Origin of the sequence: Streptomyces sp. CS113, from assembly GCF_002188365.1 — a bacterium.
Taxonomy (GTDB): domain Bacteria; phylum Actinomycetota; class Actinomycetes; order Streptomycetales; family Streptomycetaceae; genus Streptomyces; species Streptomyces tendae.
The window spans coordinates 3,360,448-3,386,872 of sequence record NZ_KZ195574.1 but is presented as its reverse complement, the minus strand read 5'-3'; the positions used below and the strand labels follow the sequence as shown (position 1 = coordinate 3,386,872).

At 72.6% G+C, this 26,425-nt stretch carries 22 protein-coding genes; 14 read left to right on the top strand and 8 right to left on the bottom strand.

Features of this window, described 5'->3' with window-relative positions; translation table 11 throughout:
- Nucleotides 1-154: 154 nt before the first annotated feature.
- From B9W62_RS14640 to B9W62_RS14585, 12 genes are all read left to right on the top strand, one after another.
- Entirely contained in the window at nucleotides 155-1,489 is a 1,335-nt protein-coding gene (locus B9W62_RS14640; RefSeq protein ID WP_087807609.1) for a DUF6716 putative glycosyltransferase, read from the top strand.
- Between the two features lie 32 nt (nucleotides 1,490-1,521).
- The gene (locus B9W62_RS14635; protein WP_087807608.1) at nucleotides 1,522-2,796 is read left to right on the top strand and encodes an N-acylneuraminate cytidylyltransferase; all 1,275 of its coding nucleotides are present in this window, start codon (nucleotides 1,522-1,524) and stop codon (nucleotides 2,794-2,796) included.
- Nucleotides 2,797-2,809: 13 nt separating this feature from the next.
- On the top strand, nucleotides 2,810-3,748 hold the full coding sequence (locus B9W62_RS14630; protein ID WP_087807607.1) for an N-acetylneuraminate synthase family protein: 939 nt from the start codon (nucleotides 2,810-2,812) through the stop codon (nucleotides 3,746-3,748).
- Nucleotides 3,749-3,791: 43 nt separating this feature from the next.
- Nucleotides 3,792-4,859: a hypothetical protein gene (locus tag B9W62_RS14625; RefSeq protein WP_087807606.1), complete on the top strand. Its 1,068-nt coding sequence runs from the start codon at nucleotides 3,792-3,794 to the stop codon at nucleotides 4,857-4,859.
- 288 nt (nucleotides 4,860-5,147) lie between these two features.
- Nucleotides 5,148-6,380, top strand: coding sequence for a M20 family metallopeptidase (locus B9W62_RS14620; protein ID WP_087807605.1), 1,233 nt, complete (start codon nucleotides 5,148-5,150; stop codon nucleotides 6,378-6,380).
- 207 nt (nucleotides 6,381-6,587) lie between these two features.
- The gene (locus tag B9W62_RS14615; protein ID WP_087807604.1) at nucleotides 6,588-7,631 is read left to right on the top strand and encodes a BMP family lipoprotein; all 1,044 of its coding nucleotides are present in this window, start codon (nucleotides 6,588-6,590) and stop codon (nucleotides 7,629-7,631) included.
- Nucleotides 7,632-7,926: 295 nt separating this feature from the next.
- Complete coding sequence (locus B9W62_RS14610) at nucleotides 7,927-8,973, top strand: BMP family lipoprotein (RefSeq protein WP_087807603.1); 1,047 nt, start codon at nucleotides 7,927-7,929, stop codon at nucleotides 8,971-8,973.
- A gap of 239 nt (nucleotides 8,974-9,212) precedes the next feature.
- On the top strand, nucleotides 9,213-10,781 hold the full coding sequence (locus B9W62_RS14605) for an ABC transporter ATP-binding protein (RefSeq protein WP_087807602.1): 1,569 nt from the start codon (nucleotides 9,213-9,215) through the stop codon (nucleotides 10,779-10,781).
- The gene (locus tag B9W62_RS14600; RefSeq protein ID WP_087807601.1) at nucleotides 10,781-11,905 is read left to right on the top strand and encodes an ABC transporter permease; all 1,125 of its coding nucleotides are present in this window, start codon (nucleotides 10,781-10,783) and stop codon (nucleotides 11,903-11,905) included. Before B9W62_RS14605 ends, B9W62_RS14600 begins: the two co-directional genes overlap by 1 nt.
- The gene (locus B9W62_RS14595) at nucleotides 11,902-13,176 is read left to right on the top strand and encodes an ABC transporter permease (protein WP_087807600.1); all 1,275 of its coding nucleotides are present in this window, start codon (nucleotides 11,902-11,904) and stop codon (nucleotides 13,174-13,176) included. Before B9W62_RS14600 ends, B9W62_RS14595 begins: the two co-directional genes overlap by 4 nt.
- Entirely contained in the window at nucleotides 13,173-13,565 is a 393-nt protein-coding gene (locus B9W62_RS14590; protein ID WP_087807599.1) for a cytidine deaminase, read from the top strand. The genes B9W62_RS14595 and B9W62_RS14590 overlap by 4 nt, the downstream gene beginning before the upstream one ends.
- A 30-nt stretch (nucleotides 13,566-13,595) precedes the next feature.
- The gene (locus B9W62_RS14585) at nucleotides 13,596-14,873 is read left to right on the top strand and encodes a thymidine phosphorylase (RefSeq protein ID WP_179236007.1); all 1,278 of its coding nucleotides are present in this window, start codon (nucleotides 13,596-13,598) and stop codon (nucleotides 14,871-14,873) included.
- A 125-nt stretch (nucleotides 14,874-14,998) separates the two neighbouring features.
- Here B9W62_RS14585 and B9W62_RS14580 read toward each other — a convergent pair whose 3' ends face one another.
- Nucleotides 14,999-15,919: an AEC family transporter gene (locus B9W62_RS14580; RefSeq protein WP_087807597.1), complete on the bottom strand. Its 921-nt coding sequence runs from the start codon at nucleotides 15,917-15,919 to the stop codon at nucleotides 14,999-15,001.
- Nucleotides 15,920-16,053: 134 nt separating this feature from the next.
- On the opposite strand from B9W62_RS14580, the gene B9W62_RS14575 reads away from it, so the two are divergent.
- On the top strand, nucleotides 16,054-16,440 hold the full coding sequence (locus B9W62_RS14575) for an STAS domain-containing protein (protein ID WP_087807596.1): 387 nt from the start codon (nucleotides 16,054-16,056) through the stop codon (nucleotides 16,438-16,440).
- Here B9W62_RS14575 and B9W62_RS14570 read toward each other — a convergent pair.
- Both B9W62_RS14570 and B9W62_RS14565 read right to left on the bottom strand, forming a co-directional pair.
- Nucleotides 16,333-17,337: a sigma-70 family RNA polymerase sigma factor gene (locus tag B9W62_RS14570; RefSeq protein WP_087807595.1), complete on the bottom strand. Its 1,005-nt coding sequence runs from the start codon at nucleotides 17,335-17,337 to the stop codon at nucleotides 16,333-16,335. The genes B9W62_RS14575 and B9W62_RS14570 overlap by 108 nt on opposite strands.
- A gap of 126 nt (nucleotides 17,338-17,463) precedes the next feature.
- Nucleotides 17,464-18,780: an MFS transporter gene (locus tag B9W62_RS14565; RefSeq protein ID WP_087807594.1), complete on the bottom strand. Its 1,317-nt coding sequence runs from the start codon at nucleotides 18,778-18,780 to the stop codon at nucleotides 17,464-17,466.
- Between the two features lie 63 nt (nucleotides 18,781-18,843).
- Between B9W62_RS14565 and B9W62_RS14560 the strand changes: the two genes are divergently transcribed.
- A complete protein-coding gene (locus tag B9W62_RS14560; protein ID WP_087807593.1) occupies nucleotides 18,844-19,797 on the top strand; it encodes a LysR family transcriptional regulator in 954 nt (317 codons plus the stop codon).
- Here the strand turns inward: B9W62_RS14560 and B9W62_RS14555 are convergent.
- From B9W62_RS14555 to B9W62_RS14535, 5 genes are all read right to left on the bottom strand, one after another.
- The gene (locus B9W62_RS14555; RefSeq protein ID WP_087807592.1) at nucleotides 19,751-20,734 is read right to left on the bottom strand and encodes a carbohydrate kinase family protein; all 984 of its coding nucleotides are present in this window, start codon (nucleotides 20,732-20,734) and stop codon (nucleotides 19,751-19,753) included. The genes B9W62_RS14560 and B9W62_RS14555 overlap by 47 nt on opposite strands.
- An 11-nt stretch (nucleotides 20,735-20,745) precedes the next feature.
- Nucleotides 20,746-21,939: a methionine adenosyltransferase gene (gene metK / locus B9W62_RS14550; protein ID WP_087807591.1), complete on the bottom strand. Its 1,194-nt coding sequence runs from the start codon at nucleotides 21,937-21,939 to the stop codon at nucleotides 20,746-20,748.
- Between the two features lie 188 nt (nucleotides 21,940-22,127).
- Nucleotides 22,128-22,841 carry a CPBP family intramembrane glutamic endopeptidase gene (locus B9W62_RS14545; protein ID WP_087807590.1) on the bottom strand — a complete coding sequence of 238 codons (714 nt, stop codon included), beginning with the start codon at nucleotides 22,839-22,841 and terminating at the stop codon, nucleotides 22,128-22,130.
- Entirely contained in the window at nucleotides 22,838-25,309 is a 2,472-nt protein-coding gene (locus B9W62_RS14540) for an MMPL family transporter (protein ID WP_256976351.1), read from the bottom strand. Before B9W62_RS14540 ends, B9W62_RS14545 begins: the two co-directional genes overlap by 4 nt.
- Nucleotides 25,310-25,401: 92 nt before the next feature.
- Nucleotides 25,402-26,331 (bottom strand): class I SAM-dependent methyltransferase, encoded by a 930-nt coding sequence (locus B9W62_RS14535; RefSeq protein WP_087807588.1) that lies wholly within the window; start codon nucleotides 26,329-26,331, stop codon nucleotides 25,402-25,404.
- Between the last annotated feature and the right edge of the window lie 94 nt (nucleotides 26,332-26,425).

The window sequence follows — 26,425 nt, the reverse complement described above, 5'->3', positions numbered from 1 at the left end:
CCTTTATTCCCGGTGAACGCGGCGTGGCGAAGCGGTGAAGCGGATCCTTTTCCGGGGCCAGGGCGGGCCGATTCGCCATTCGGCGATGTGCTGTTCACCATTTGTTGGATTCCGGTTGGGCGGTTCCTAGAAATGGCTTCCTAGCGTCTACGACGTGCCAGCAAGTGCAACGAAGGCCCTGCGAGTCGCCGTCCTGGCGGACTCCGACACCCGGTGGAAATGGGGCGCGCTCACCGCGACCCGGGTCCGCCCCGGGGACACGGAGATCCACCTCGACGGCTACCTCCTGCGCGGCCGAGCCACCCCCACCGCCCGCCAGCTCCAGGAGGTCGGCGTCAGCGCGGACTCGCTCCGCGAGGTGACCGCCGTCGAGTTCCTGCGCGCCATGGAGGGGGCGCGGGGCGAGGACTCCTACGACGTCCTCGTGCTCGCCCTGGTCGGCGGCGGTGTCCAGGCGATGCTGCACGGGCTCGGCCGCGTCTGGCAGGACCGCGCCGAGCGGCCCGTGGTGGTCACCGGCTACGTCGGCGTCGTCTACGAGAAGCTCGCCGACGGCCTGCTGCTGCGCCACGGCGCCGACCTCGTGCTCGCCAACTCCCGCCAGGACGCGGACCGTTTCCGCGCGGTGTACGAGGGAGTCGGCGCCGACGCCGCCGCGGTGACCGAGGTCGCCCTGCCCTTCCTGGGCGGGGCCGGCTACGCCGGTGAGCCCGACGGCGACCGCCCCTACACGGTGGTCTTCGCCGCGCAGCCCTCGGTGCCGGACAACCGCAAGGACCGTACGTACCTCCTCGAACGGCTGATCCGCCACGCCCGCCTCCACCCCGAGCGGGAGGTCGTGCTCAAGCTGCGCTCCAAGCCCGGCGAACACACCACGCACATCGAGGAGCTGCCCTACCAGAAGCTGGTGCAGCGGGCCGACCCGCCGCCCAACTTCCGCCTGGTCTACGGCCACATGGGCGAGGTCCTGGACCGCACCGACCTGCTGGTCACCATCAGCTCCACGGCGGCCCTGGAGTCCCTGCACCGCCGCATCCCCACGGTCGTCCTGAGCGACCTCGGGGTGCGCGAGGCGCTCGGCAACCACCACTTCGTGGGCTCCGGCTGCCTCGCCTCCTGGGACCAGCTCGACGCGGGCCACCGCCCGGCCCCCGACCCCGAGTGGGTCGCCCGGCAGGGCGTGGCGGCGGACGGCGGCTACGACACCGCCTTCGACGAGGCCCGCGCGCGCATCGCCGCCCTGCTGGCCCGGCCCGGGGGGCTGCCGCCGCTGGCCCCGTACTACACACCGGTCACCGCCCCCGGATACCTCCCCGGCATCCTCGCCCGCCACCACCTCGCCCCCGACGGCACCCCGCTGCCCGGCGCCCCGGCCGCCGACCGGGCGCCCGGCCCGGTCCGCCAGGTCGTGCGCCGCGCGGCCCGCGGCGCCTACCGGCACGGCGTCCAGCGGGTCGCCCCGGTGATCCGGCGGATGGGGGAGCTGTGACCGGCCCGAACCGTCTCCAAGGAGTACAGCCCATGACCAACCCGGAAGCGGGCCAGGGCGCTTCGGTGCGCCGGGTGCTCGCCGTGATCCCCGCGCGCGGCGGCTCCAAGGGAGTGCCCGCGAAGAACCTCGCCCCCGTCGGCGGCGTCCCCCTGGTGGTCCGCGCGGTGCGCGAGTGCCTGGGCGCCCGCCTCGTGACGGACGTCGTCGTCTCCACCGACGACCACGCCATCGCCGCGGCGGCCCGGGAGGCGGGTGCCGAGGTCGTCCTGCGGCCCGCGGCCATCGCCGGGGACACGGCCACCTCCGAGGCCGCCGTGCTGCACGCCATGGACACCCACGAGGCCCTGCACGGCGCCGCCGTCGACGTGGTCCTGCTCGTCCAGTGCACCAGCCCCTTCCTGGTCCGCGAGGACGTCGACGGGGTGGCCGGCGCGGTCGTCGAGGACGGCGCGGACACCGCCGTCACCGTCGCCCCGTTCCACGGCTTCGTCTGGCGCGACGGTGCCGACGAGACGGGCGGGGCCGACGGCGGCCACGGCGTCAACCACGACAAGTCGTACCGCCCCCGCCGCCAGGACCGCCCCCAGGACCTGCTGGAGACCGGCGCCGCCTACGCCATGGCCGCCCCCGGCTTCCGCAAGCACCAGCACCGCTTCTTCGGCCGCACCGAACTGGTCCGCACCGACCCGGCCCGCGTCCTGGAGATCGACGACCCGCACGACCTGGCCCGCGCCCGCGCCCTGGCACCGCACTTCGACGCGGCCCGGCCCGGCGCCCTGCCGACCGCGCAGGACATCGACGCGGTCGTCCTCGACTTCGACGGCACCCAGACCGACGACCGGGTGCTGATCGACTCCGACGGACGGGAGTTCGTCTCCGTGCACCGCGGCGACGGACTCGGCATCGCCGCCCTGCGCCGCAGCGGCCTGACGATGCTGATCCTGTCCACGGAGGTGAACCCGGTCGTCGCCGCCCGCGCGCGCAAGCTCAAGCTGCCCGTGCTGCACGGCATCGACCGCAAGGACCTCGCCCTCAAGCAGTGGTGCGAGGAACAGGGCATCGCGCCCGAACGCGTGCTCTACGTCGGCAACGACGTCAACGACCTCCCGTGCTTCGCCCTCGTCGGCTGGCCCGTGGCGGTCGCCAGCGCCCACGACGCCGTACGCGGCGCGGCCCGCGCGGTCACCACCGTCCCCGGCGGCGAAGGCGCCGTACGGGAGATCGCGACCTGGCTCCTGGGTCCGTCCCTGGACGCCCTCGACCCCGCTGTCGAAACCACCCCCACGCTCACCCAGTCCACGTAAGGAACCCCCTGCCATGAGCACCAACTCCCGCATCCGCACCTTCGGCACCCGCGAGGCCGGTCCCGGCCGCCCCGTCTACGTCACCGGCGAGATCGGCATCAACCACAACGGCGAGCTGGAGAACGCGTTCAAGCTGATCGACGCCGCCGCCGAGGCCGGCTGCGACGCCGTCAAGTTCCAGAAGCGCACCCCGGAGATCTGCACCCCGCGCGACCAGTGGGACATCGAGCGCGACACCCCCTGGGGCCGGATGACGTACATCGACTACCGCCACCGCGTGGAGTTCGGCGAGGACGAGTACCGGCAGATCGACGAGTACTGCAAGACCAAGAACATCGACTGGTTCGCCTCCCCGTGGGACACCGAGGCCGTCGCCTTCCTGGAGAAGTTCGACGTCCCCGCCCACAAGGTCGCCTCCGCCTCCCTGACCGACGACGAGCTGCTGCGCGCCCTGCGCGCCACGGGCAAGACGGTCATCCTCTCCACCGGCATGTCCACCCCGAAGCAGATCCGCCACGCGGTCGAGGTCCTCGGCAGCGACAACATCCTCATGTGCCACGCCACGTCGACGTACCCGGCGCAGGCCGAGGAGCTGAACCTCCGCGTCATCAACACCCTCCAGCAGGAGTACCCGAACGTCCCGATCGGCTACTCCGGCCACGAGACCGGCCTCCAGACCACGCTGGCCGCCGTCGCCCTCGGCGCCACCTTCGTCGAGCGCCACATCACCCTCGACCGCGCCATGTGGGGCTCCGACCAGGCCGCCTCCGTCGAGCCGCAGGGCCTGACCCGCCTGGTGCGCGACATCCGCACCATCGAGGCCTCCCTCGGCGACGGCGTCAAGAAGGTCTACGACTCGGAGCTCGGCCCGATGAAGAAGCTGCGCCGCGTCACCGGCGTCGTCGCCGAGGCGGAGATCGCCGCCGCCGCGGGCGAGCCCGTCACCGTCTGATCCCCGGCCACCGAGTCACTCACCACGGGACGGTCCCCCACCGATGAGCCCCCGCGCCGGGAACGCCGGCCCCCGCACTCTCGCCTTCGTCGAGAGCCCGGTACAACTGCTGAACGTGCTGGAGTGGGCGCACACCCGCGCCCCCGGCGCGGAGCTCACCCTCGTGGTCCTCTCGCCCGTCGACCCGATGACCCGCGGCCAGCTGCGCCGCATGGCGGAACTGGCCCGCAAGGAGGGCCACGAGATCCGCTGGGAGGAGGCGCGCGGCGGCGCCACCGCCCCCTTCCGTACGGTCGGCGGCCTGACCACCGCGCTGCGCCAGGCGGACCGGGTCGTCATGGGCGACCCGTTCTCCCGCTACGTGCAGCTGCTCCTCACCATCACCCGCGCCCACGACCTGGTCGTGGTGGACGACGGCACCGCCACGATGGAGTTCGTCACCCAGCTGGCCCACGGCGAACGCCTGGTGCGCTGGCACCGCAAGGGCAGCCGCCCCGGCCCGCGCGACCTGCTCTTCGCGCCGGTCTCCCGGTCCGCCCGCCACCGCCTCACCCCGACCCCCGACCGGCAGGTCTCGGTCTTCTCCTCCATGCCCATCGAGGAGGTGCCCGACGGCGTCGCCGTCGCCGCGAACGACTTCTCCTGGACCAGGGACCGCTTCGGGCCGCCCCGCATCACCAAGGGCGCCGACATGGTCGGCACCTCCCTGGTGGAGACCGGTGTCGTCGACGCCGACCGCTATGTGGACGCGGTACGCGCCCTGGCGAAGACCCACGGGGCGGCCCGCTACTTCGCCCACCGCCGCGAGAGCGCCGAGAAGCTGCACCGGCTGGCCGTGGAGACGGGCCTCCAGATCGTCCGCCCCGACCTGCCCCTGGAGCTGATCGCCCGCCGGGGGCCGATCGGCCGCACCGTCCTCAGCTTCCCCTCCACCGTCGTCCACACCCTCCCGCTGGCCCTGGCCGGCACCGAGGTCCGCGTCGCCGTCTGCGACATCGACCCCGCCTGGCTCACCGAGTCGGCCTCACCGCGGGCCCGCGGATTCCTGAGCGGCGTCACCGGCTCGGCCCGGGACGTGCACCGGCTGTCGGCGGTGGCAAGCACGGGGTAGCCGGGCGCCGGGCGGACGCGGCGCGAAGGTGGCGCGGCGGTGGCCGGCAGGCTCGGCATACGGACGGTTCCGGCGTGGCTCCGCCGTGGCGTGGTATGCGTGAGGGGAGCAAGTAAACAGGAAGGACGGAGCGCCGGGTGCCGAGGCCGGAAACGGGTGAGCGTACCCACCCCCGTTGAGAGCCATGCGCCGAGCGGCCAACTTTCTTCCCCTAACGGGCTGAAATTTTGTTGATCGAGGGGCAGTTGACTACCCCGGCGTCCTACCCTTCAGAGGGTGAACGTGTTGATGTCCCCAGAGTCCGAGGCCGACACTCCCGGTGAAGCCGCGCTGCCCGGCACCTTGCCGGACGCGCTGCGCGCGGAGCTCGTGGCCTTCCGTCGCGACCTCCACATGCACCCCGAGCTGGGCAACCAGGAGTTCCGCACCACCGCCGCGATCAAGGAACGGCTGGAGCGGGCCGGTCTCAAGCCGCGCGTACTGCCCATCGGCACCGGGCTCGTCTGCGACATCGGCACCGAGTCGGGCCAGTGGTCCGGCGGACCCCGCATGCTCGCCCTGCGGGCCGACATCGACGCCCTGCCCATCCCGGACACCAAGACCGAGTGCGCCTACCGCTCCCAGGTGCCCGACCGCGCCCACGCCTGCGGACACGACGTGCACACCACCGTCGTCCTCGGCACCGGGCTCGTGCTGGCCGCCCTGCACGAGCAGGGCCTGCTGCCCCGGCCCGTGCGGCTGGTCTTCCAGCCCGCCGAGGAGGTGCTGCCCGGCGGTGCCGCCGACGCCATCGAGGGCGGTGCGCTCGACGGGGTGCGCCGGATCCTGGCCGTGCACTGCGACCCCCGGGTGGACGCCGGGAGGATCGGCCTCAGGGTCGGCCCGATCACCTCCGCCTGCGACCGGCTGGAGATCGCGCTGAACGGCCCCGGCGGCCACACCGCCCGCCCGCACCTCACCACCGACCTCGTCACCGCCGCCGCCCGGGTGGTCACCGACGTTCCCCCGCTGGTTGCCCGGCGCGTGGACAGCCGCAGCGGGCTCGCCCTGACCTGGGGGCGGATCGAGTCCGGGCACGCCCCGAACGTCATCCCGCAGCACGCCGAACTGGCCGGGACCGTGCGCTGCCTCGACCTCGACGCCTGGCGGCAGGCGCCGGACCTGGTGATGGGCGCCATCGACGAGATCGCCGACCTGTACCGGGCCAAGTCCGAGATCACCTACGTCCGCGGCGTCCCCCCGGTCGTCAACGAGGTCACCAGCACCGAGCTGCTCCAGGCCGCCATGGTCGCCCGGCGCGGCACCGACGCCGTCGAGTCCACCGAGCAGAGCCTGGGCGGCGAGGACTTCTCCTGGTACCTGGAGCACGTGCCCGGCGCCATGGCCCGCCTCGGCGTCCGCCCGCCCGGCGAGCGCACGGTCCGCGACCTCCACCAGGGCGACTTCGACGTGGACGAGCACGCCATCACGGTCGGCGTGGAGATGTTCACCGCGGCCGCCCTCATCGACGCCGTGCAGTAGGCGGTGCGGCGGGCGGTGCGGTGGCCGGTGCGGTGGCCGGTGCGGTGGTAAGTCCCCCTTCGAACCGGTCGTTAACAGGGCGGTAACCGGCCAGCGGCACGAATGGATAACGGCGCCGCGCAACCCCGTTCCCAGGAGTTTCTACGCGCGTTACTGTGCGCCGAACCGAGCGCCCGCTGCGGGGCTTTGGAGAATGGGGAACTTCAGATGCGTCGGATATCGAGACTGACCCGCGTCGCGGTGGGGGTCGCGTCGCTCGCGCTCGCGGCCACGGCCTGCGGCGGCACCAGCGGCGAGAGCGGCGACGACGGCGGTGACGACAAGGGCCTCGCCATCGCGTACGACATCGGCGGCAAGGGCGACCAGTCCTTCAACGACGCCGCGTACGCCGGTCTGGAGCGGGCGAAGAAGGAGTTCGGCTACAAGACCGCCGACATCGAGCCCACCGACGGCGAGACGGACGCCGACAAGGAACAGCGCCTGACCTCCCTGGCCAAGCAGGGCTACAACCCGGTCATTGGCGTCGGCTTCGCCTACGGCCCGGCGATGAAGGCCGTCGCCGCCAAGTACCCGGACACCACCTTCGGCATCGTCGACTCCGTGGTCGAGGGCAAGAACGTGGCGTCCCTCGTCTTCGCCGAGAACGAGGCCTCCTACCTGGCCGGCGTCGTCGCGGCCAAGGCCACCAAGTCCAAGACCGTCGGCTTCGTGGGCGGTGTGGACGTCCCGCTGATCCACAAGTTCCAGGCGGGCTACGAGCAGGGCGTCAAGGACACCGACCCGAAGATCAAGGTCGTCTCGCAGTACCTGACGCAGACCGCGGAGGAGGGCGGCTTCTCCAGCCCCGACAAGGGCAAGGCCGCCGCCGAGGGCCAGATCGAGAAGAAGGCCGACGTCGTGTACGCGGCGGCCGGTCTCTCCGGCCAGGGTGTGATCGAGGCCGCCGCGAAGGCGAAGATCTGGGCGATCGGCGTCGACTCGGACCAGTACCAGCAGGAGGCCCTCGCGGCCTACAAGGACTCCATCCTGACCTCCGCCCTCAAGGACATCAACGGCGCGGTCTTCGCCCTGGCCAAGTCCGTCGAGGACGGGAAGCCGCTGACCGGCACCCACACCTTCGACCTGAAGTCCGACGGCGTGGGCCTGTCCGACAGCAACCCGAAGTTCGCCGAGGTCCAGGGCGCCCAGGAGGCCGTGGAGAAGGCCAAGGCCGGCATCGTGGACGGTTCGATCAAGGTCGCGACGGAGTAGTCGGAGCAGCCGTGACCCCGCGGCACGCGAGCCGATGGACCTGACGAAGCGGACGGGCGCCCCCGGGTGCCCGTCCGCTTCCGCGTCCCCCGACCGGCAACGCCCCGGCGTCACCCTGCGCCACCTGCCGTTTGCGTCCGGCAAGCCCCGTACCCCCATTCGCGTCGCCTTGCTCACGGGCGGATAACAAGGTGGACAGAAGGGGTTTTCAGGCAGGTCTACGCGCGTTAATCTGCGGCGAAGCCAGCGCCGCAGCCGAACCGTCCCCGGCGCTTGTACGACAGGAGCACCAGACATGCGCCGGATTTCCCGGATCACGGTCGCAGGCGCAGCGACCGCCTCCCTGGCCCTCGCCCTCGCCGCCTGCGGTGGTACCTCGACCGACTCCGGTTCGGAGTCCAAGGGGGACAAGGGTCTCGCCATCGCCTACGACGTCGGCGGCAAGGGCGACCAGTCCTTCAACGACGCCGCGTACGCCGGTCTGGAGCAGGCCAAGAAGGAGTTCGGCTACGAGACGGCCGACGTCGAGCCCACCGACGGCGAGACCGACGCCGACAAGGAGCAGCGGCTGTCCTCGCTGGCGAAGCAGGGCTACAACCCGGTCGTCGGCATCGGCTACGCCTACGCCTCCGCCATGAAGAACGTCGCGGAGAAGTACCCGGACACCACCTTCGGCATCGTCGACGACGCCACGATCGAGGCGAAGAACGTCGCGGACCTGGTCTTCAACGAGCAGGAGGCGTCCTACCTCGCCGGTGTCGCCGCCGCCAAGAGCACCAAGACCAACACGGTCGGCTTCGTGGGCGGTGTGGACGTCCCGCTGATCCACAAGTTCCAGGCCGGCTACGAGCAGGGCGTCAAGGACACCGACCCGAAGATCAAGGTCATCTCGCAGTACCTCACGCAGACCGCGGAGGAGGGCGGCTTCTCCAGCCCCGACAAGGGCAAGACCGCCGCCGAGGGCCAGATCGAGAAGAAGGCCGACGTCGTCTACGCGGCGGCCGGTCTCTCCGGTCAGGGCGTGATCGAGGCCGCCGCCGCCAACAAGGTCTGGGCGATCGGCGTCGACTCCGACCAGTACAAGCAGGAAGCCCTCGCGAAGTACAAGGACTCCATCCTGACGTCGGCCACCAAGGACGTCGCCAAGGCGGTCTACAGCCTTGCGAAGTCGGTCGAGGACGGCAAGCCGGAGACCGGTATCGTTCGGGGCGATCTGAAGTCCGGCGAGGTCGGTCTCTCGGACTCCAACCCGAAGTTCGCGGACGACGCCGAGCTCCAGGCAGCCATCAAGACGGCCAAGGAGAAGATCATCAGCGGCGAGATCAAGGTCAAGAGCAGCTGAACGGCTGAGTAGCACCAGCAACACCTCGAACAGCGTGTAACCGCGCCGGCCCAGCCGCACGGCGGGGTACGGGGAGAGCGCCCTCGAAGTCGCCCTCCCCGTACCCCGTCGCGTCGATGTGTCGCCGCCGCTTTCAGATGCCGTAGGGGCGCTACGCGCGTAGACGGCCCCCGTCCCCAGGAGAGTGCGCCATCAACGCGTCCAGCAGCCCTCCGGCGAAAGCGGCGGTCAACGAACCGGTGACCGCCGTCGAACTCGCCGGGATCACCAAGCGTTTCCCCGGAGTCGTGGCCAACCACGACATCCACCTCACCGTCCGCAAGGGCACCGTCCACGCCCTCGTCGGCGAGAACGGCGCCGGCAAGTCGACCCTGATGAAGATCCTCTACGGCATGCAGAAGCCGGACGAGGGCACCATCGCGGTCGGCGGCGAGAAGGTGACCTTCTCCTCGCCCGCCGACGCCATCGTGCGCGGCATCGGCATGGTCCACCAGCACTTCATGCTCGCCGACAACCTCACGGTCCTGGAGAACGTGGTCCTCGGCAGCGAGAAGCTGTACGGCATCGGCTCCAAGGCCCGCCGGAAGATCAAGGAGATCTCCGAGCGGTACGGCCTGGGCGTGCGCCCCGACGTCCTCGTCGAGGAGCTGGGCGTCGCCGCCCGCCAGCGCGTGGAGATCCTCAAGGTCCTCTACCGCGGCGCCCGCACGCTGATCCTCGACGAGCCCACGGCCGTCCTGGTGCCGCAGGAGGTGGACGCCCTCTTCGACAACCTGCGCGAGCTGAAGGCCGAGGGCCTGTCCGTCATCTTCATCTCCCACAAGCTGGGCGAGGTCCTCTCGGTCGCCGACGAGATCACCGTCATCCGCCGCGGCACCACGGTCGGCACGGCCGTCCCCGCCGAGACCACGCCCCGCCAGCTCGCCGAGCTGATGGTCGGCAGCGAGCTGCCCACCCCGGAGACCGCGGAGTCCACGGTCACCGACCGCGCGGTCCTCACCGTCGACGCGCTGCGCCTGGCGGCGCCCGGCGGCAAGGCCCTGCTGGACGACATCTCCTTCACCATCCACGCCGGTGAGGTGCTGGGCATCGCCGGCGTCGAGGGCAACGGCCAGACCGAGCTGGTCGACGCGCTCATCGGCCTGCGCCACGCCGACTCCGGCTCGATCCGCTTCCTCGACCAGGACATCACCGCGCTGCCCACCCGCAAGCGCCGCGAGCAGGGCGTCGGCTACATCCCCGAGGACCGCCACCGCCACGGGCTGCTCCTGGAGGCCCCGCTCTGGGAGAACCGCATCCTCGGCCACGTCACCGAGAAGCCCAACAGCAAGGGCGTCTGGCTGGACCTCAAGAACGCCCAGCAGGACACCCGCCGCATCGTCGAGACGTACGACGTCCGCACCCCCGGCATCGACGTCACCGCGGCCTCGCTGTCCGGCGGCAACCAGCAGAAGCTGATCGTCGGCCGCGAGATGAGCCACAAGCCGCGCTTCCTGATCGCCGCCCACCCCACCCGCGGTGTGGACGTCGGCGCGCAGGCCGCGATCTGGGACCACATCCGCGAGGCCCGCCGCGAGGGCCTGGCCGTGCTGCTGATCTCCGCCGACCTGGACGAGCTGATCGGCCTGTCCGACACCCTCCGGGTGATCTACGACGGCAAGCTGGTCGCGGACGCCGACCCGGCCGGCATCACCCCCGAGGCGCTCGGTTCGGCGATGACCGGCGCCGCCTCCGGACACCTCGAACACGAAGAGAACCCCGAGACCCCGGCCGACGGCGGCCCGGGTGCGGAAGACGAGGCCCGCTGATGAAGAAGTTCGACAAGGAGCGCGTGCTCCTCGCGGTGGCCGGACCGGTCATCGCGCTCGCCGTGGCCTTCGTGCTCAGTGCGATCGTCCTGATCGCCTCGGGCAAGAACCCGGTCGAACCGTTCGCCCTCATGTTCGAGCAGGCCGGTTTCTCCGACATCCAGGTCCTGATCGTCAACCAGGCGTCGATGTACTACATCGCGGCCCTCGCGGTGGCCATCGGCTTCCGGATGAACCTGTTCAACATCGGCGTCGACGGCCAGTACCAGCTCGCCGCCATGATGGCCGCGATCGTCGGCGCCCACGCCAACCTGCCGGCCGGCCTCCAGATCCCGCTGCTGCTCCTGACCGCCGTGCTCACCGGCGCCTTCTGGTCCGGCATCGCCGGTGTCCTGAAGATCACCCGGGGCGTCAGCGAGGTCGTCGCGACGATCATGCTCAACTCCATCGCCACCGCCGTCATCGGCTACCTGTGGCTGCCCGACGTCTTCGGCGTCAAGATCGGCAACAACAACACCACCGGCGAGATGCACGAGTCCGGCTGGATCCCCGGCATCGACATGGGCGCGGCCGGCGAGATCTACGGCCTGGTGATCCTCGCCGTCCTCCTCGGCATCGGCTACTGGCTGGTCCTCAACCGCACCCGCTTCGGCTTCGACCTGCGCGCCTCCGGCGCCTCCGAGTCCGCCGCCGCGGCCAGCGGTGTCGACCCCAAGCGCATGGTGCTCACCGCGATGCTCATCTCGGGCGGCCTCGCCGGTCTCGCGGGCCTGCCCATCCTGATGGGCGACACGCACACCTACAGCCTCAACTTCCCCACCGGCATCGGCTTCCTCGGCATCGGCATCGCCCTGCTCGGCCGCAACAGCCCGGTCGGCATCGCCTTCGCCGCCCTGCTGTGGGCCTGGCTCGACAAGGCCAGCCCCGAGCTGGACTTCCACGGGTACGACAAGGAGATCGCGGTCATCATGCAGGGCCTGATCGTCCTCTCCGTCGTCGTCTCCTACGAGGCCGTCCGCGAGTGGGGTCTGCGCCGCCAGCAGCGCCGGGTCGGCGCGGAGCTGGCCGCCGGACACGTCCTCGGCGCCACCGACAACCCGAAGAAGGAGGTGGCCGGCCGATGACCGCTCCGACCACAGCGACCGACGTCAACCAGCCGTCGCTGGAGCACGCACCACCGACCGGCCGCCGCATGTCGTGGCCCGTGCTGCTCCTGGTCATCGCCGGAGCCCTGGCGCTGACCTCGATCGTCCGCCTGATCACCGGCGCCAACGGCATCACCAACGTCAGCCAGATGTCCACCGCGCTCCAGCTCGCCGTGCCGATCGGCCTCGCCGGTCTCGGCGGCCTGTGGGCCGAGCGGGCGGGCGTCGTCAACATCGGCCTCGAGGGCATGATGATCCTCGGCACCTGGTTCGGTGCCTGGGCCGGCTTCCAGTGGGGCCCGTGGACCGGCGTCCTCGTCGGCATCATCGGCGGCTGCCTCGGCGGCCTGCTGCACGCCATCGTGACGATCACCTTCAACGTCAACCACATCGTCTCCGGTGTGGCCATCAACATCCTCGCCCTCGGCGCCACCCGCTACCTGGCCCCGCTCGCCTTCGAGGGCCACCAGGGCGGCTCGGCCAAGCAGTCCCCGCCGGTCGACTCCCTCGGCCACTTCTCGATCCCGGGCCTGTCCGGCTGGCTGGACAGCCTCAACGACCAGCACTGGTTCTTCCTCTCGGACATCGCGGGCCTGCTGGGCGGCCTGGTCACCGACGTCTCCTGGCTCACCCTGATCGCGGTCGCCCTGATCCCCGCCACCTGGTGGATCCTGTGGCGCACCCCGTTCGGCCTGCGGCTGCGCTCCTGCGGCGAGAACCCGATCGCCGCCGAGTCCCTCGGCGTCAACGTCTACAAGTACAAGTACCTGGCCGTGATCATCTCCGGCGGCCTGGCCGGCCTCGGCGGCGTCTTCCTGTCCATCGTGGCCAACCCCTTCTACCTGGAGGGCCAGACCAGCGGCCGCGGTTACATCGGCCTCGCGGCGATGATCTTCGGTAACTGGATGCCGGGCGGCCTCGCCATCGGCGCCGGGCTCTTCGGCTACACCGACAGCCTCAACCTGCGCGGCGGCTCGGCCAACGTGCACGCCCTGCTGCTGCTCGGCGCGCTGCTGCTGGTCGCCGGCGCCATCTGGCTGGTGATCCGCAAGAAGTACGTCAAGGCCGCGATCACCTTCGTCGTCGGCGCCCTGGTCTTCGCCTGGTACGCCGGCACCAACGAGGTCCCCAACCAGGTCGTCTCCGCCACGCCGTACGTCGTCACCCTCGTCGTCCTCGCCCTGTCCGCGCAACGGCTGCGGATGCCCAAGGCGGACGGCATGCAGTACCGGAAGGGACAGGGCAAATGACGGACGTCGACTGGGGCGCGCTGCGCACGGCTGCCCGGGAGGCGATGGCCCGGGCCTACGCCCCCTACTCCGGGTACGCCGTGGGCGCCGCCGCCCTGGTCGACGACGGCCGCACCGTCACCGGCTGCAACGTGGAGAACGCCAGCTACGGCATCGGCCTGTGCGCCGAGTGCGGGCTGGTCTCCCAGCTCCAGGTGACCGGCGGGGGCCGGCTGACGCACTTCGTCTGCGTCGACGGCGCGGGCGCGGTACTCGTCCCCTGCGGCCGCTGCCGGCAGCTCCTGTACGAGTTCGGCGGCCCGGAGCTGCTCCTGGAGACCCCGGAGGGCGTCCTCCCGCTGTCCCGGATGCTCCCGCAGGCCTTCGGCCCCGACCACCTCACCAAGTAGTAACTCGCGTTAGGAAAGCCAGACATGGCCATGGATGTCATCTCCGTCATCCGCACCAAGCGGGACCGCGGCGAGCTGAGCGGCGAGCAGATCGACTGGGTCATCGACGCCTACACGCGCGGCGCGGTGGCCGACGAGCAGATGTCCTCGCTCGCGATGGCGATCCTGCTCAACGGCATGAACCGCGGCGAGATCGCCCGCTGGACGGCCGCGATGATCGCCTCGGGCGAGCGCATGGACTTCTCGGCCCTGTCCCGCCCGACCGCCGACAAGCACTCCACGGGCGGCGTCGGCGACAAGATCACCCTGCCGCTCGCGCCCCTGGTGGCGGCGTGCGGCGCGGCCGTCCCGCAGCTCTCCGGCCGCGGCCTCGGCCACACCGGCGGCACGCTCGACAAGCTGGAGTCGATCCCGGGCTGGCGCGCCCTGCTCTCCAACGAGGAGATGCTGGACGTCCTGGACACCACCGGCGCGGTGATCTGCGCGGCGGGCGACGGTCTCGCGCCCGCCGACAAGAAGCTGTACGCGCTGCGCGACGTCACCGGCACGGTCGAGGCGATCCCGCTGATCGCCTCCTCGATCATGTCGAAGAAGATCGCGGAGGGCACCGGCTCGCTCGTCCTCGACGTGAAGGTGGGCTCCGGCGCCTTCATGAAGACCATCGAGGACGCCCGCGAACTGGCGTCCACCATGGTCGGCCTCGGCACCGACCACGGCGTGAAGACGGTCGCGCTCCTCACGGACATGGCCACCCCGCTCGGCCTGACCGCGGGCAACGCCCTGGAGGTCCGCGAGTCGGTCGAGGTGCTGGCGGGCGGCGGCCCGGCGGACGTGGTCGAGCTGACGCTGGCCCTGGCCCGCGAGATGCTCGACGCGGCGGGCCTGAAGGACGCCGACCCGGCGAAGGCCCTGGCCGACGGCTCCGCGATGGACGTCTGGCGCCGCATGATCGCGGCCCAGGGCGGCGACCCGGACGCGGCCCTGCCCACGTCGAAGGAACAGCACGTGATCAAGGCGGGCGCCTCCGGCGTCCTGACCCGCCTCGACGCCTACGACGTCGGCGTCGCCGCCTGGCGCCTGGGCGCGGGCCGCGCCCGCAAGGAGGACCCGGTGCAGGCCGCCGCGGGCGTCGAACTCCACGCCAAGCCCGGCGACACGGTCACCGCGGGCCAGCCCCTCCTCACCCTGCACACGGACACCCCGGACCGCTTCGAGTACGCGCTCGCGGCGGTGGAGGGCGCGTACGACGTCGCTCCGGCGGGCACGGCCTTCACCGCCTCGCCGGTGGTGCGGGAACGCATCGCCTGACCTGCGCCCGCGGCCGGAGGCCGCTGATGTCACAGCCCATTCGGGTGAACGGGACCGGTGGACCAGTACCGGTCCCGTTCGGCCTGGGCATCGACACCGGCCCCTTCCCCACGGGCTGAGGCTCGTCACCCCAGCACCGCCGCCACCCCCACCAGCACCGGCACGGACACCACCGTCGAGACCAGGATCGCGTCGCGGGCCAGGCGCTCGCCGACGCCGTAGGTGGACGCGTACGTGTACAGGTTCTGCGCGGCCGGCAGTGCCGACGTCACCACCACGTCGAGGAGTTGGGGGCCCCGCAGGCCGAAGACCCCCGACGCCAGCGCCCAGGCCACCGCGGGCTGGCCCACCGCCTTCAGCGCGACCGCGAGCAGCACCGGCCGGCGTTCCACGCCTCGCAGCGGCATCGTGGAGCCGCACAGGCCGATGCCGAAGGCCAGCAGCACCGCCGGGACGGACATGTTGCCGATCAGCGTCACCGGGTCCATGACCGCGTCCGGCACGTGGAGGCCGCTCGCGGCGACCGCGACCCCGGCGAGCGAACCCAGCGCGATCGGATTGCGCAGCGGCGTCAGCAGCCGCCGCCAGAGCGTGCCCTCGCCGCCCCCGCGCGACAGGTCCAGGATCGTCACCGCCACCGGCGTCACCAGCACCAGCTGGAACAGCAGCACCGGCGCCACCAGTGAGGCGTCGCCCAGGACGTACACGGCGATCGGGATGCCGAGATTGCCGGAGTTGACGTAGCCGGAGCACAGCGCGCCGATCGTCGTGCGGCCCACGCCCCAGCCGCGTACGACGCCGACCGCGACGAACGCTCCGGCCACGGCCAGCGTGGACAGGGCCGTGACCAGCAGCCGGGCGGAGAAGACCACCGACAGGTCGGCCGTCGCCAGCGTGGTGAACAGCAGGGCGGGGGAGGCCACGTGGAAGGCGAGCTTGGTCAGCACCTCGCGGCCCTGCGGGCCGAGATGTCCGCGCAGGCCGAGCAGATAGCCGACCCCGATCACCACCGCGATGACCGCGAACCCGGTCAGCACCCCCTGCACGGCGCCCCCTCTCGCACGGAGCGGCGGGTGCCGGGCGGCGCGGCGGAGCGGGGACCGGGTATGTGGGGCATACAGCGAACCCTCTGCCGGAGGGCACGCGCAGGTCAATGTGATCCCCGACGGCCCCGGCACCGATGAGTTCCGCCGGCCAGCCCGGTCTACCGCACGTGGACGCCGTGACACCCGCCGTACTCGTGCTGCCGGGGCCCGTCTCCCGAGGGGAGACGCCCCGGTTCTGCGACGAGGTGCGCGCGCTGCTGGAAGCCACCCGGGCCGGGGTGGTCGTCTGCGACGTCGGCGGTCTCGGACCGCCCGGCCTCGCCGTCGTCGACCTGCTGGCCCGGCTGGAACTCACCGCCCGGCGGGCCGGGGGCCGGATCAGACTGCGCGACCCCGACCCGGCCCTACATGCCCTACTGGACCTCGTCGGCCTCCGCTTCGAGACGGAGCGGCAGGTCGAACAGCGGGAACCACCGCTTGGTGTCGAGGAAGCAGTGGAACCCGGTGATGCGGCCGTCTGAGATCTCCAGCACCTGGACCGCCCACGGCGAGAAGCCGCCCGCCTCCGGGTCCGGCTTGTAGTGCGCGAAGGCCGGCAGCCCGTTGGCCTGGACCGGCAGCAGCCGGGACCCGGCGCACGCGGCGCCGAGCGTCGTCATGAAGCCCGTGATGTCCGCCGGGCCGGCCAGCCACAGGTCGAACGGCGGCATCGTCATCACCGCGTCCTCGTGCAGGAGCGCCGTCAGCGCCGTCATGTCGTACCCCTCGAAGGCCGCGACATAGCGCTCCAGCAGCTTCTGCTGCTCCTCGTCCAGCGGGTCCGACACCGCCGCGTCGGCCCCCCGGTCCGCCCGCTCGGCGAGCGTCGCGCGGGCGCGCTGCAAGGCGCTGTTCACCGAGGCGACCGACGTGCCGAGCAGCTCGGCGACCTCGCTCGCCCGCCACGCCAGCACCTCGCGCAGGATCAGCACCGCCCGCTGCTTGGGCGGCAGCTGCTGGAGGGCCGCCATGAAGGCCAGCCGCACGGACTCCTTGGCCACCGCGGCCTCGGCCGGGTCGGCGGTCTGCGGCAGCACACGGGCGTCGGGCATCGGCTCCAGCCAGGTGTGGTCCGGGCGGGGGGACAGGGCCGCCTGCGCGAGGGGGGTGGACTCGGTCAGGTCCATCGGACGCGCCCGCTTGTTGCCCGCGGTCAGCATGTCCAGGCAGACGTTGGTCGCGATCCGGTACAGCCACGAACGCAGGCTGGAGCGGCCCTCGAACTTGTCGTAGCTCCGCCAGGCGCGGACCAGCGTGTCCTGCACCGCGTCCTCGGCCTCGAAGGAGGAACCGAGCATCCGGTAGCAGTACCCCGTCAGCTCGGGCCGGTGCTTCTCCAGTGCGGAGTCCAGCTCCGTCGTCACGGTGCCGTTGGTCATCGTCCACCCACCCCTGTGGCGTCCCGTCGTGCGCGTCTTCGCGCCTCGCACTTCGGAAGCTACCGCAGGGGACTGACAATGGCCTGTGCAGTCAATGAAAGCGCAGGTCGGAGAGGGGCGGAAAGCTCAGTGGGACAGGCCCGGCGTCCGCACCGGGGCGTCGCCGGCCGCGCGGCGGGCCGCGAGTGATCCGGAGACCGTGATCACCACGACGCCCAGCACCGCCAGCACCCCCACCCCGACCGTCCCGGCCCAGCCGCCGGAGTGGAAGGCCACCGCGCCGACCGTGCTGCCCGCGCTGGAGCCCACGTAGTAGGCGGACTGGTAGAGCGCCGAGGCCTGGGCGCGGCCGTGCCGGGCGGTCTTGCCGACCGCCGAGGAGGCCACCGCGTGCCCGGCGAAGAAGCCCGCCGTGATCAGCACCAGGCCGAGCAGGACCAGCGGCAGGGACGGCGCCAGGGACAGCAGCAGGCCCGCCGCCGTCGTCCCCGCGCCCAGGTAGAGCGCCCCGCGACGGCCGAGGCGGCCCACCAGACGCCCCGCCGTCGAGGCCGAGACCGTACCGACCAGGTAGACCAGGAAGATCGAGCCGATCAGACCCTGGGGCAGGGAGAACGGCGCCTGCGCCAGGCGGTAGCCGATCACCGTGTAGACGCCGCCGAACACCGTCATGAACAGCGCGCCGATCGCGTACAGGCGGCGCAGCAGCGGGTTGGACAGGTGGTCGCGCACGGTGCGGACCAGCACGCGCGGGCGCAGCGAGCCCGGGGTGAAGTGCTCGGGCGCCGGCAGCAGCAGCCGGAAGGCCACCGCGCACGCCACCGCGACCAGGCCGATCACGCCGACGGCGACCCGCCAGCCCCACTCCTGGGCGACCCAGCCGGTGATGATCCGGCCGCTCATCCCGCCCACGCTGTTGCCCGCCACGAACAGGCCGATCGCGGTGACCAGCGCCCGCGGCCGGACCTCCTCCGCGAGGTACGCCGTCGCCGAGGCGGGCAGCCCGGCCAGGGCCGCGCCCTGCACCGCCCGCAGCGCGACCAGCGCCGGCAGCGACGGCGCGAAGGGCACCAGCAGCCCGACGGTGACCGCGACCGCCAGCGACGCCGTCATGACCGTCCGCCGTCCGAACCGCTCCGACAGCGCGCTCATCGGCAGCACGAACACCGCCAGGCCACCGGTCGCGGCGGCCACCGTCCAGCTGGCGTCGCTCGCCGTGACGCCGAGGTCGCCCGAGATCAGCGGCAGCAGGGCCTGGGTGGAGTACAGGAGCGCGAAGGTGGCGACGCCCGCCAGGAACAGCGCGAAGCTCATCCGGCGGTAGCCGGGACCGCCCGGTGTCATGCGTGAGTCGGCCGAGGAGGAGCCGGAGGCGGCAGGGTCCGCGGAGGCGGCGGATGCGGCGTCCACGGCCGTGGACGCCCCGGTATCGGCGGGAGTCATGCCACGACGGTACGAAGCCCCTTACTCATCCGTCCAATGCATGGAATGGCCATAATCGTTCCCATGGTGCATCAGTCAAGCTCACGGCCCCGCCTGTCACCGTCCGGTGACACGGAAGACATCGTCGCGCTGCTCGCGCCCCGCCTCGCGCACTTCGCCGGCGTGGCCCGCACCGAGCACGTCACCCGGGCCGCCCAGGAGATGAACGTCCCCCAGTCGACCCTCTCCCGCGCCCTCGTCCGCCTGGAGGAGGACCTCGGCGTCGACCTGTTCGTGCGCCGCGGCCGCACCCTCGCCCTGACCGTCGCCGGGCGCACCTTCCTCGGCTCCGTGGAACGCGCCCTCGCCGAGGTGGAGCGCGCCGCCGACGAGGTCCGCGCCGACGCCGACCCGGCCACCGGCAAGGTCGCCTTCGGCTTCCTGCACACCATGGGCGCCGAGACCGTCCCCGGCCTGCTGCACGCCTTCCGCGCCGACCACCCCCGCGTCCGCTTCAGCCTCGTCCAGAACTACGGCGAGGCCATGCTGGAGCGGCTGCGCGCGGGGGAGTTGGACCTGTGCCTGACCTCCCCGGTCCCCGACGCACCCGACCTGGTCGCCCGCCGCCTCGACGAGCAGAAGCTGCGCCTGGTCGTCCCGGCCGACCACTCCCTGGCCGGGCGCCGACGCATCCGCCTCGCCGAGGCCGCCGACGAGATCTTCGTGACCCTGGAGCCGGGCTACGGGCTGCGCCGCATCACCGACGCCCTGTGCAAGGAGGCCGGCTTCCGGCCCAAGGTGGCCTTCGAGGGGGAGGAGGCGGAGACGCTGCGCGGCCTGGTCGCGGCCGGACTCGGCGTCGCCCTGCTGCCGCCGCCCGCCGTGCCCCGCCCCGGCGTGGTCGAACTGACCGTCACCGCCCCGCGCGCCGCCCGCGAGATCGGCGTGGCCTGGCTGGCGGGGCGCACGGACACCCCGCCGGTGGCGGCGTTCAAGAGGTTCCTGCTGTCGCGGCGGGGGAGCCTGCTGCCGGCGTAGCGAGCGCGCCCCGCCCGGCGAACGACGGCAGCGTCGCCGGGTCCAGCGTGTACTCCTGGGTGCCCGCGCAGCCGAGGGCCCGCGCCGCCACGGCACAGCCGAGCCGGGCCGCCCGGTCCAGGGGCAGACCGTGGGCGAGCCCCGCGAGGAAACCGGCCCGGAAGGCGTCGCCCCCGCCGGTGGGGTCGACCACCTCGGCGACCGGCACGGCCGGGACGCTCTGCGTCGGCGTGCCCCGGCGGGCGATGTCGACGCCGTCCGCGCCCCGCGTCGTCACCCATACGCCGACCCGCTCCAGCACCTCCGCCTCGGTCCAGCCGGTGCGTTCCCGCAACAGGGCCGCCTCGTAGGCGTTGGTGAACAGGAACCGGGCGCCCGTCACCAGTTCGCGGGTCTCGGCGCGGCCGAGCCGGGCCAGTTGCTGGGACGGGTCCGCCGCGAACGGGACGGAGCCGGAGCGACAGGCCCGGGTGTGCCGCACCATCGCGGCCGGGGCGTCGGCGCCCACCAGCACCAGGTCGAAGGGGCCGTGACGGCGTGCGACCGCCGCCAGGTCGATCGCCTCCGCCTCCGCCATCGCACCGGCGTAGAAAGTGGCGATCTGGTTCTGGTCCAGGTCCGTGGTGCACACGAAACGGGCGGTGTGCCGGGTGGCGCTGATGCTGACCGCGGAGGTGTCCACGCCCACCGCCCGCAGCCGCCGCGCCGGGCCGTCGAAGTCCGCGCCCGCCGCGCCGACCAGGAGCGCGCCGATGCCCAGCAGGCCGAGCCCGTAGGCGATGTTGGCCGCGACCCCGCCGTCGCGGACGGTCAGGTCGTCGACGAGGAAGGACAGCGCGACGGTGTCGAGCCGGTCGGCGACGAGCTGCTCGGTGAACCGGCCGGGGAAGGTCATGAGGTGGTCGGTGGCGATGGAACCCGTGACGGCGATGCGCATGGCGTGGCCCCTCACAGTCCGGCGGCCGAGCGCAGCGCGTCCACCCGGTCCGTGCGTTCCCAGGTGAACTCGGGCAGCTCGCGGCCGAAGTGGCCGTAGGCGGCGGTGCGCGCGTAGCGGGGCCGCAGCAGGTCCAGGTCCCGGACCAGGGCGGCGGGACGCAGGTCGAAGACCTCCCGCACGGCGTGTTCGATCCGGGCGACCGGGACCGCGGCGGTGCCGAAGGTCTCCAGGAACAGGCTCACGGGGCGGGCCACTCCGATGGCGTAGGCGACCTGCGCCTCGCAGCGCCGGGCGAGGCCGGCCGCGACGACGTTCTTGGCGACCCAGCGCATCGCGTAGGCGGCGGAGCGGTCCACCTTGGAGGGGTCCTTGCCGGAGAAGGCCCCGCCGCCGTGCCGGGCCATGCCCCCGTAGGTGTCGATGATGATCTTGCGGCCGGTCAGACCGGCGTCTCCCATGGGCCCGCCGGTCTCGAACCGGCCGGTGGGATTGACGAGCAGGCGGTAGTCGTCGGCGGCCAGGTCGAGCCCCGACTCGCGCGCGTCGGCCAGCACCTGGTCGACGACGTGTTTGCGGACGTCGGGCGTGAGCAGCCCGTCCACGCTCACGCCGGGCGCGTGCTGGCCGGAGACCACCACGGTGTCCAGGCGTACGGCACGGGCGCCCAGGTACTCGACGGTGACCTGTGTCTTGCCGTCGGGACGGAGATAGGGCAGCGTGCCGTCCCGCCGTACCTCGGTGAGGCGTTCGGCGAGCCGGTGCGCCAACTGGATGGGCACCGGCATCAGCTGCGGCGTCTCGTCGGTCGCGTAGCCGAACATCAGGCCCTGGTCGCCGGCGCCCTGCCCGTCGAGCGGGTCGCCGTCGTCGCCCGAGGCGTCCACCCCGAGGGCGATGTCCGGGGACTGGGTGCCGAGGGAGACGCTGACGCCGCAGGAGGCGCCGTCGAACCCCTTCGCCGACGAGTCGTACCCGATCTCCAGGATCTTGGCCCGGACGAGCGCCGGTATGTCGGCCCAGGCCGTGGTGGAGACCTCGCCGGCCACCTGGACCTGGCCGGTGGTGATCAGCGTCTCCACCGCCACGCGGGCGGCCGGGTCGTCGCGGAGCAGGGCGTCGAGGACGGTGTCGCTGATCTGGTCGGCGATCTTGTCGGGGTGGCCCTCGGTGACGGATTCGGACGTGAACAGGCGGCTGGGCATGACGGGTTCCTGTCGGTCGGGATCGGGCGGACGGGAAGGGTCGGGCGAGGAGGCCGTACGCGCGGGCCCCACGCGCAAGCCGCACGCGCAGGCAGCCGCAGGCACAGGCAGCGGCATGCGCAGGCCGTACGCGCAGGCCGCACGCGCAGGCCGTACGCGGCAGGCCGGCGGAGCCGGGCGCGGGCGGGTCAGAGCCAGAGGTGCACGGCGCCGAGCAGCAGCAGGTTGCACACGCCCTGCGCCACCGCGCAGGCCACCGCGGAACCGGTGACCGCGCGGCACACGCCCAGGGCGAGGCCCATGAGGAAGACGGACGGCAGCACGCCGCAGATCACCTGGGGGTTGAAGGGCCGCAGCCCGTAGTCGCCGAGGTGGACCAGGGCCCACCCGGCGGCGGTGAGGACCACCGCGGCGCGGGTGCCCCAGGGGCGTTCCACCGCGCGGAAGAGGACACCGCGGTAGCAGACCTCCTCCACCAGCGGCACCAGGACACCCATGGCGAGCACCATCGCCACGACGTCCGCCCAGGGCGCGCCGGGCACCAGGCCCTCGAACAGTTTGGGCACCCACCGCGTCCAGTTGTCCTCGTCCGTGCCGAAGGCGGCGCGGGTGGCGAGGAACGTCTGGGCGTAGACCACGGCCACCACGGCGGTGCACCACAGCAGCGGCCCCCACCCGGTGAAGCCCCGTATCCCGGCGTCCGCCCACCGCGAGCGGGGCACGAGTCCCAGGGCCGCGGCGCTCAGGGCGACCGCCAGGACCATCACCGGCACGCTGAAGGCGCCGCCGATCCGCACCGCGGCGAGCAGCGCGAAGAGGGCACCGGCCGAGGCCACCGGGGCCGCGGCCACCCGGCCGCGCAGCCCCGGGGCCCGGTGGGCGGGCGCGGGCAGGCCACTCATCGCGCGTCCGCCGTACGGTGCTTGGCGCCCCGGCGCAACCGGGGCAGCCACCAGTTGTACCGGCCCAGGAGCAGCAGCGTGGCCGGCACGAACAGCATCCGGATCACCGTCGCGTCGAGCAGGACGGCGAGGCCGAGGCCCGCGCCGTACTCCTGGAGCATCAGCGTGGACGACAACGCCATCGTGCCGAGGCTGCCCGCCATGACCAGGCCCGCCGCGTTGATGACCCGGCCGGTGTCCACGACCGCGTTCACCGTGGCCTCCTCCTGGGAGGCGCCCGCCCGGACGAGGTCGCGCACCCGGGTGACCAGGAAGATCTCGTAGTCCATGCCCAGGCCCATCATCAGGACCGTGAGGAAGATCGGCAGGTCGTCGATGACCGCCTCGCCGCGCCAGTGGTGGAAGATCAGGACGGTGAGCCCGATCGCCCAGACGTTGCTCAGCATGATCGTGGCGATCAGCCGGATCGGGACGAACAGCGACCGCAGCGTGATCACGAGCATCACGAAGACCCCGAGGCTGACCAGGGCCACCATCTGCCAGAAACTGGACCGCAGCGCGGCCCCGTACTGGAGGTCCACCTCCGTGGCCCCGCCGACCACCAGCTCCCCGACACCCGCGTCCGTCTCCCGGACGGTGTCCCGCAGCCGGTCCAGGGTGTCGGCCGCGGCGGCCGAGTAGGGGTCGTCGTCCAGCACCACGACGAACCGCAGGGTGCCGTCGCGGGCCACGTGGTCGGTGAGGAAGGCCGGTCCGGCGGCGGCCTGTTCGGCGGACCAGGGCGTCCCGAAGGGCTGCGTCGCCGAGTCCACGGAGGCCACCCCGTCGGTGGCGGCGAGCCGCTCCGTGAACCGCGCGACCGCGGCCCGCCCCTCGTCGGTCAGCGCACCGTCGCGTACGACGCCGGACGCGGCAGGACCGAGCACCGTGGTGGGCAGCGCGGCACTGTTGCCCCACTCGCCGGCCAGCGTCTCGAAGCCCTGCCGGGCGTCGGTGACCGGGCTCAGCGCGACCGGGTCGGAGGTGGAGCGGTTGCCCGCCACCAGCAGGGCGAGCGGAGCCGTCACCACGAGGAACACGGCGACGATCGCCACCTTCCGGCGGCGGGCGAAGTGCGCCGTGCGCAGCAGGTGCTGGCCCATCGCCCCCTCGTGCTCCAGATCGGCCAGCGCGCCGCGCCCCAGCGCGAAGAACCGGTCGCCGAGCAGCACCAGCAGACAGGGGGTGAGGGTCAGCGCGGCGGCGAGCACGATGGGGATGCCGAGGAGCCCGCCGTAGCCCAGCGGCGGGATCCAGTCCACCGGGGACAGCAGCGTGGCGCCGAAGGCGAGGGCCACGGCGACCGCGGCCAGCAGCATGCTCTCGCCGGCGTGCACCGTGGCGTGCACCGCCGCCTCGCGCGGAGGCCGCCCCGCGAGCCGCTCCTGGCGGTAGCGGGACGACAGCAGCATGCTGTAGTCGACGCCGGCGCCCAGCATCACGAACTGCATGATGGTCACCGTGAACTGGGTGAGCGTCACCTGCTGGCCCAGTCCGTACAGCGCGGCCTGGCTGACGCTCATGGACAGGCCCACGACCGCCAGTGTGAGGACCGCCGGCACCACGGCCCGGAAGAAGACCAGCAGGATCACGAAGATGATGACGTACGCCACCGACTCCATGAGGGCGTTGTCCGCCTCGGCCTTGGCGTACGTGTCGTGGATGAGCGCCAGTTCCCCGGTCACGTGCACCGTGAAGCCGTCGCGGTCGCCGGCCAGGTCGCGCACCGAGGTGCGCAGCCCCTCCACGTCCGGGTCGCCGTGGCCGTCCGCCGCGTAGGCGACCGACACCAGCGCCGTGCCGCCGTCCTGGGAGAGCAGCCGGGCCGCCGCGCCGCCGGGGACGTCCACGGGGAAGTCGCGCCAGTCGGTGGCGACGGTGAAGTCGCCCGCCAGCCGCGTGACCTCCTGGCGCGAAGCGGCCTCGACCGCCTTGCGCGCGGTGGGCGCGAGGGCGGCCGGGACGCGCCCGGCGGCCACCTCGGCGTCCACGTACGCGCGGCGCCCGGCGGCGGAGTCGCCCCGGTCGCGGGCCTGCTCGCGCACCCCGCCCAGCAGCGCGGCGGTCGCGTCCCGGTACAGGGTGAACGCGGACGCGGTGCTCTGGACCTCGCCGCTGCGCAGGGGGCCGGCCAGGCGGGCGTCCAGAGCGGCCAGCAGTGCGCGCAGGCCGGGGCCGTAGGCCTCGGTGGCCTCGGCCACCACCGTGACCTCACGTTCCGAGCGCTGCGGGAAGGCCCGCTTGGTGAGCTCGTCGGCGCGGGCACTGGTGGTGCCGGGCACCACCTTGGAGGCGCCCTGGTCGGTGAGGACCGAGTGCAGCTGTCCCGCGACCGGTGTGCACAGGGCGATGAGTACGGCCCACACCGCGATCACCGTCTTCGGGCGCCGGGCGAGGCCCTCGGCGAGCCGGAACAGGGCGCGCTGCACCGGGGACCGTGCCGGTGCCGGTCCGGGCGAGGGATCGGGCGGAGACGGTACGTGGACCGTGCCGGTCGCGCCAGGGGAGGTCGGAGTGTCCGTCATGCCGGCACGACCCCGTCCGGGCGGTCGGCGTGCCCCGTGCGGACGTCGGCGGGCTTGGCGCCGGTCACCACGACGAAGGTGTGCTCGATGTCCAGGGTGCCCTGCCGGCGGAGCAGCTCGGCCAGTCCGTCCTCGATCCGGCTGAGCACGAGCTGCTCCCGGTCGCTGTCCACGGCGGTCTTGAAGCCGGCCGCGGCGCCGGAACGCTGCACCCACTCCATGACGGCGGCCGGGGTGTGCGCCGGGATCGTCTGGGCGCCGTCCCGCTGGGTGCGCACGGTCAGCCCGGCCTTGGCGAACCAGCGGGCCACCGTCGCCGCGTCCTTCGGCAGCGAGACCCTGATCAGGCCGGTGAGCAGGGAGGGGTCGTCGGCGAAGACCCGCTCGAGGGCACCGGTGAGCGCGTGGTGCGCGTCGGCCCGGGTCTCGATCACGACGACGTGTCCGCCCGGCCGGAGGATCCGGTTGATCTCGGCGAGCAGCCGAGGCGGCTTCGTGTAGCAGATCGCCCACCCCACCACGACGAGGTCGGCCCGGCCCGCGGGGATGCCCCGTACGAAGCCGTCCATGTCTCCCTCGGAGAGTTCCACCCGCAGGTCCGGTGCGTCCTGGGCGAGCGGCAGCACCTTCCGCCTCGCGACGTCGAGCATGCCGGGCGACTTGTCGACGGCGAGCACGGTGCCGCGGCCGCGCAGCCGGCGCGTGATCTCGGCGGTCAGGTGGCCGGTCCCGCAGGCGAGTTCGACGACCGTGTCGCCCGGGGAGACCGGTACGTCGTCGAGGGCGGCGACGGAGTGTCCTCCCATCACCGGGCTGAAGAACGTGTCGTAGTCACCGCTGGCTGCGTCGTAGTCGGCGGTGGGATCTGCGTGCGCCTTGGTGGCGGCGAGGCGCAGCGCGCGGACGGCGAGGCCTATTCGTGACATGCGGACTCCTTCGGAGACAGGGCGTGGGCGGGAAGGCCGGAGGGAGGAGCGGAGGGGAGGCGAGGTGAGGGGACGAGGCGGCGCGGCGGTGGGG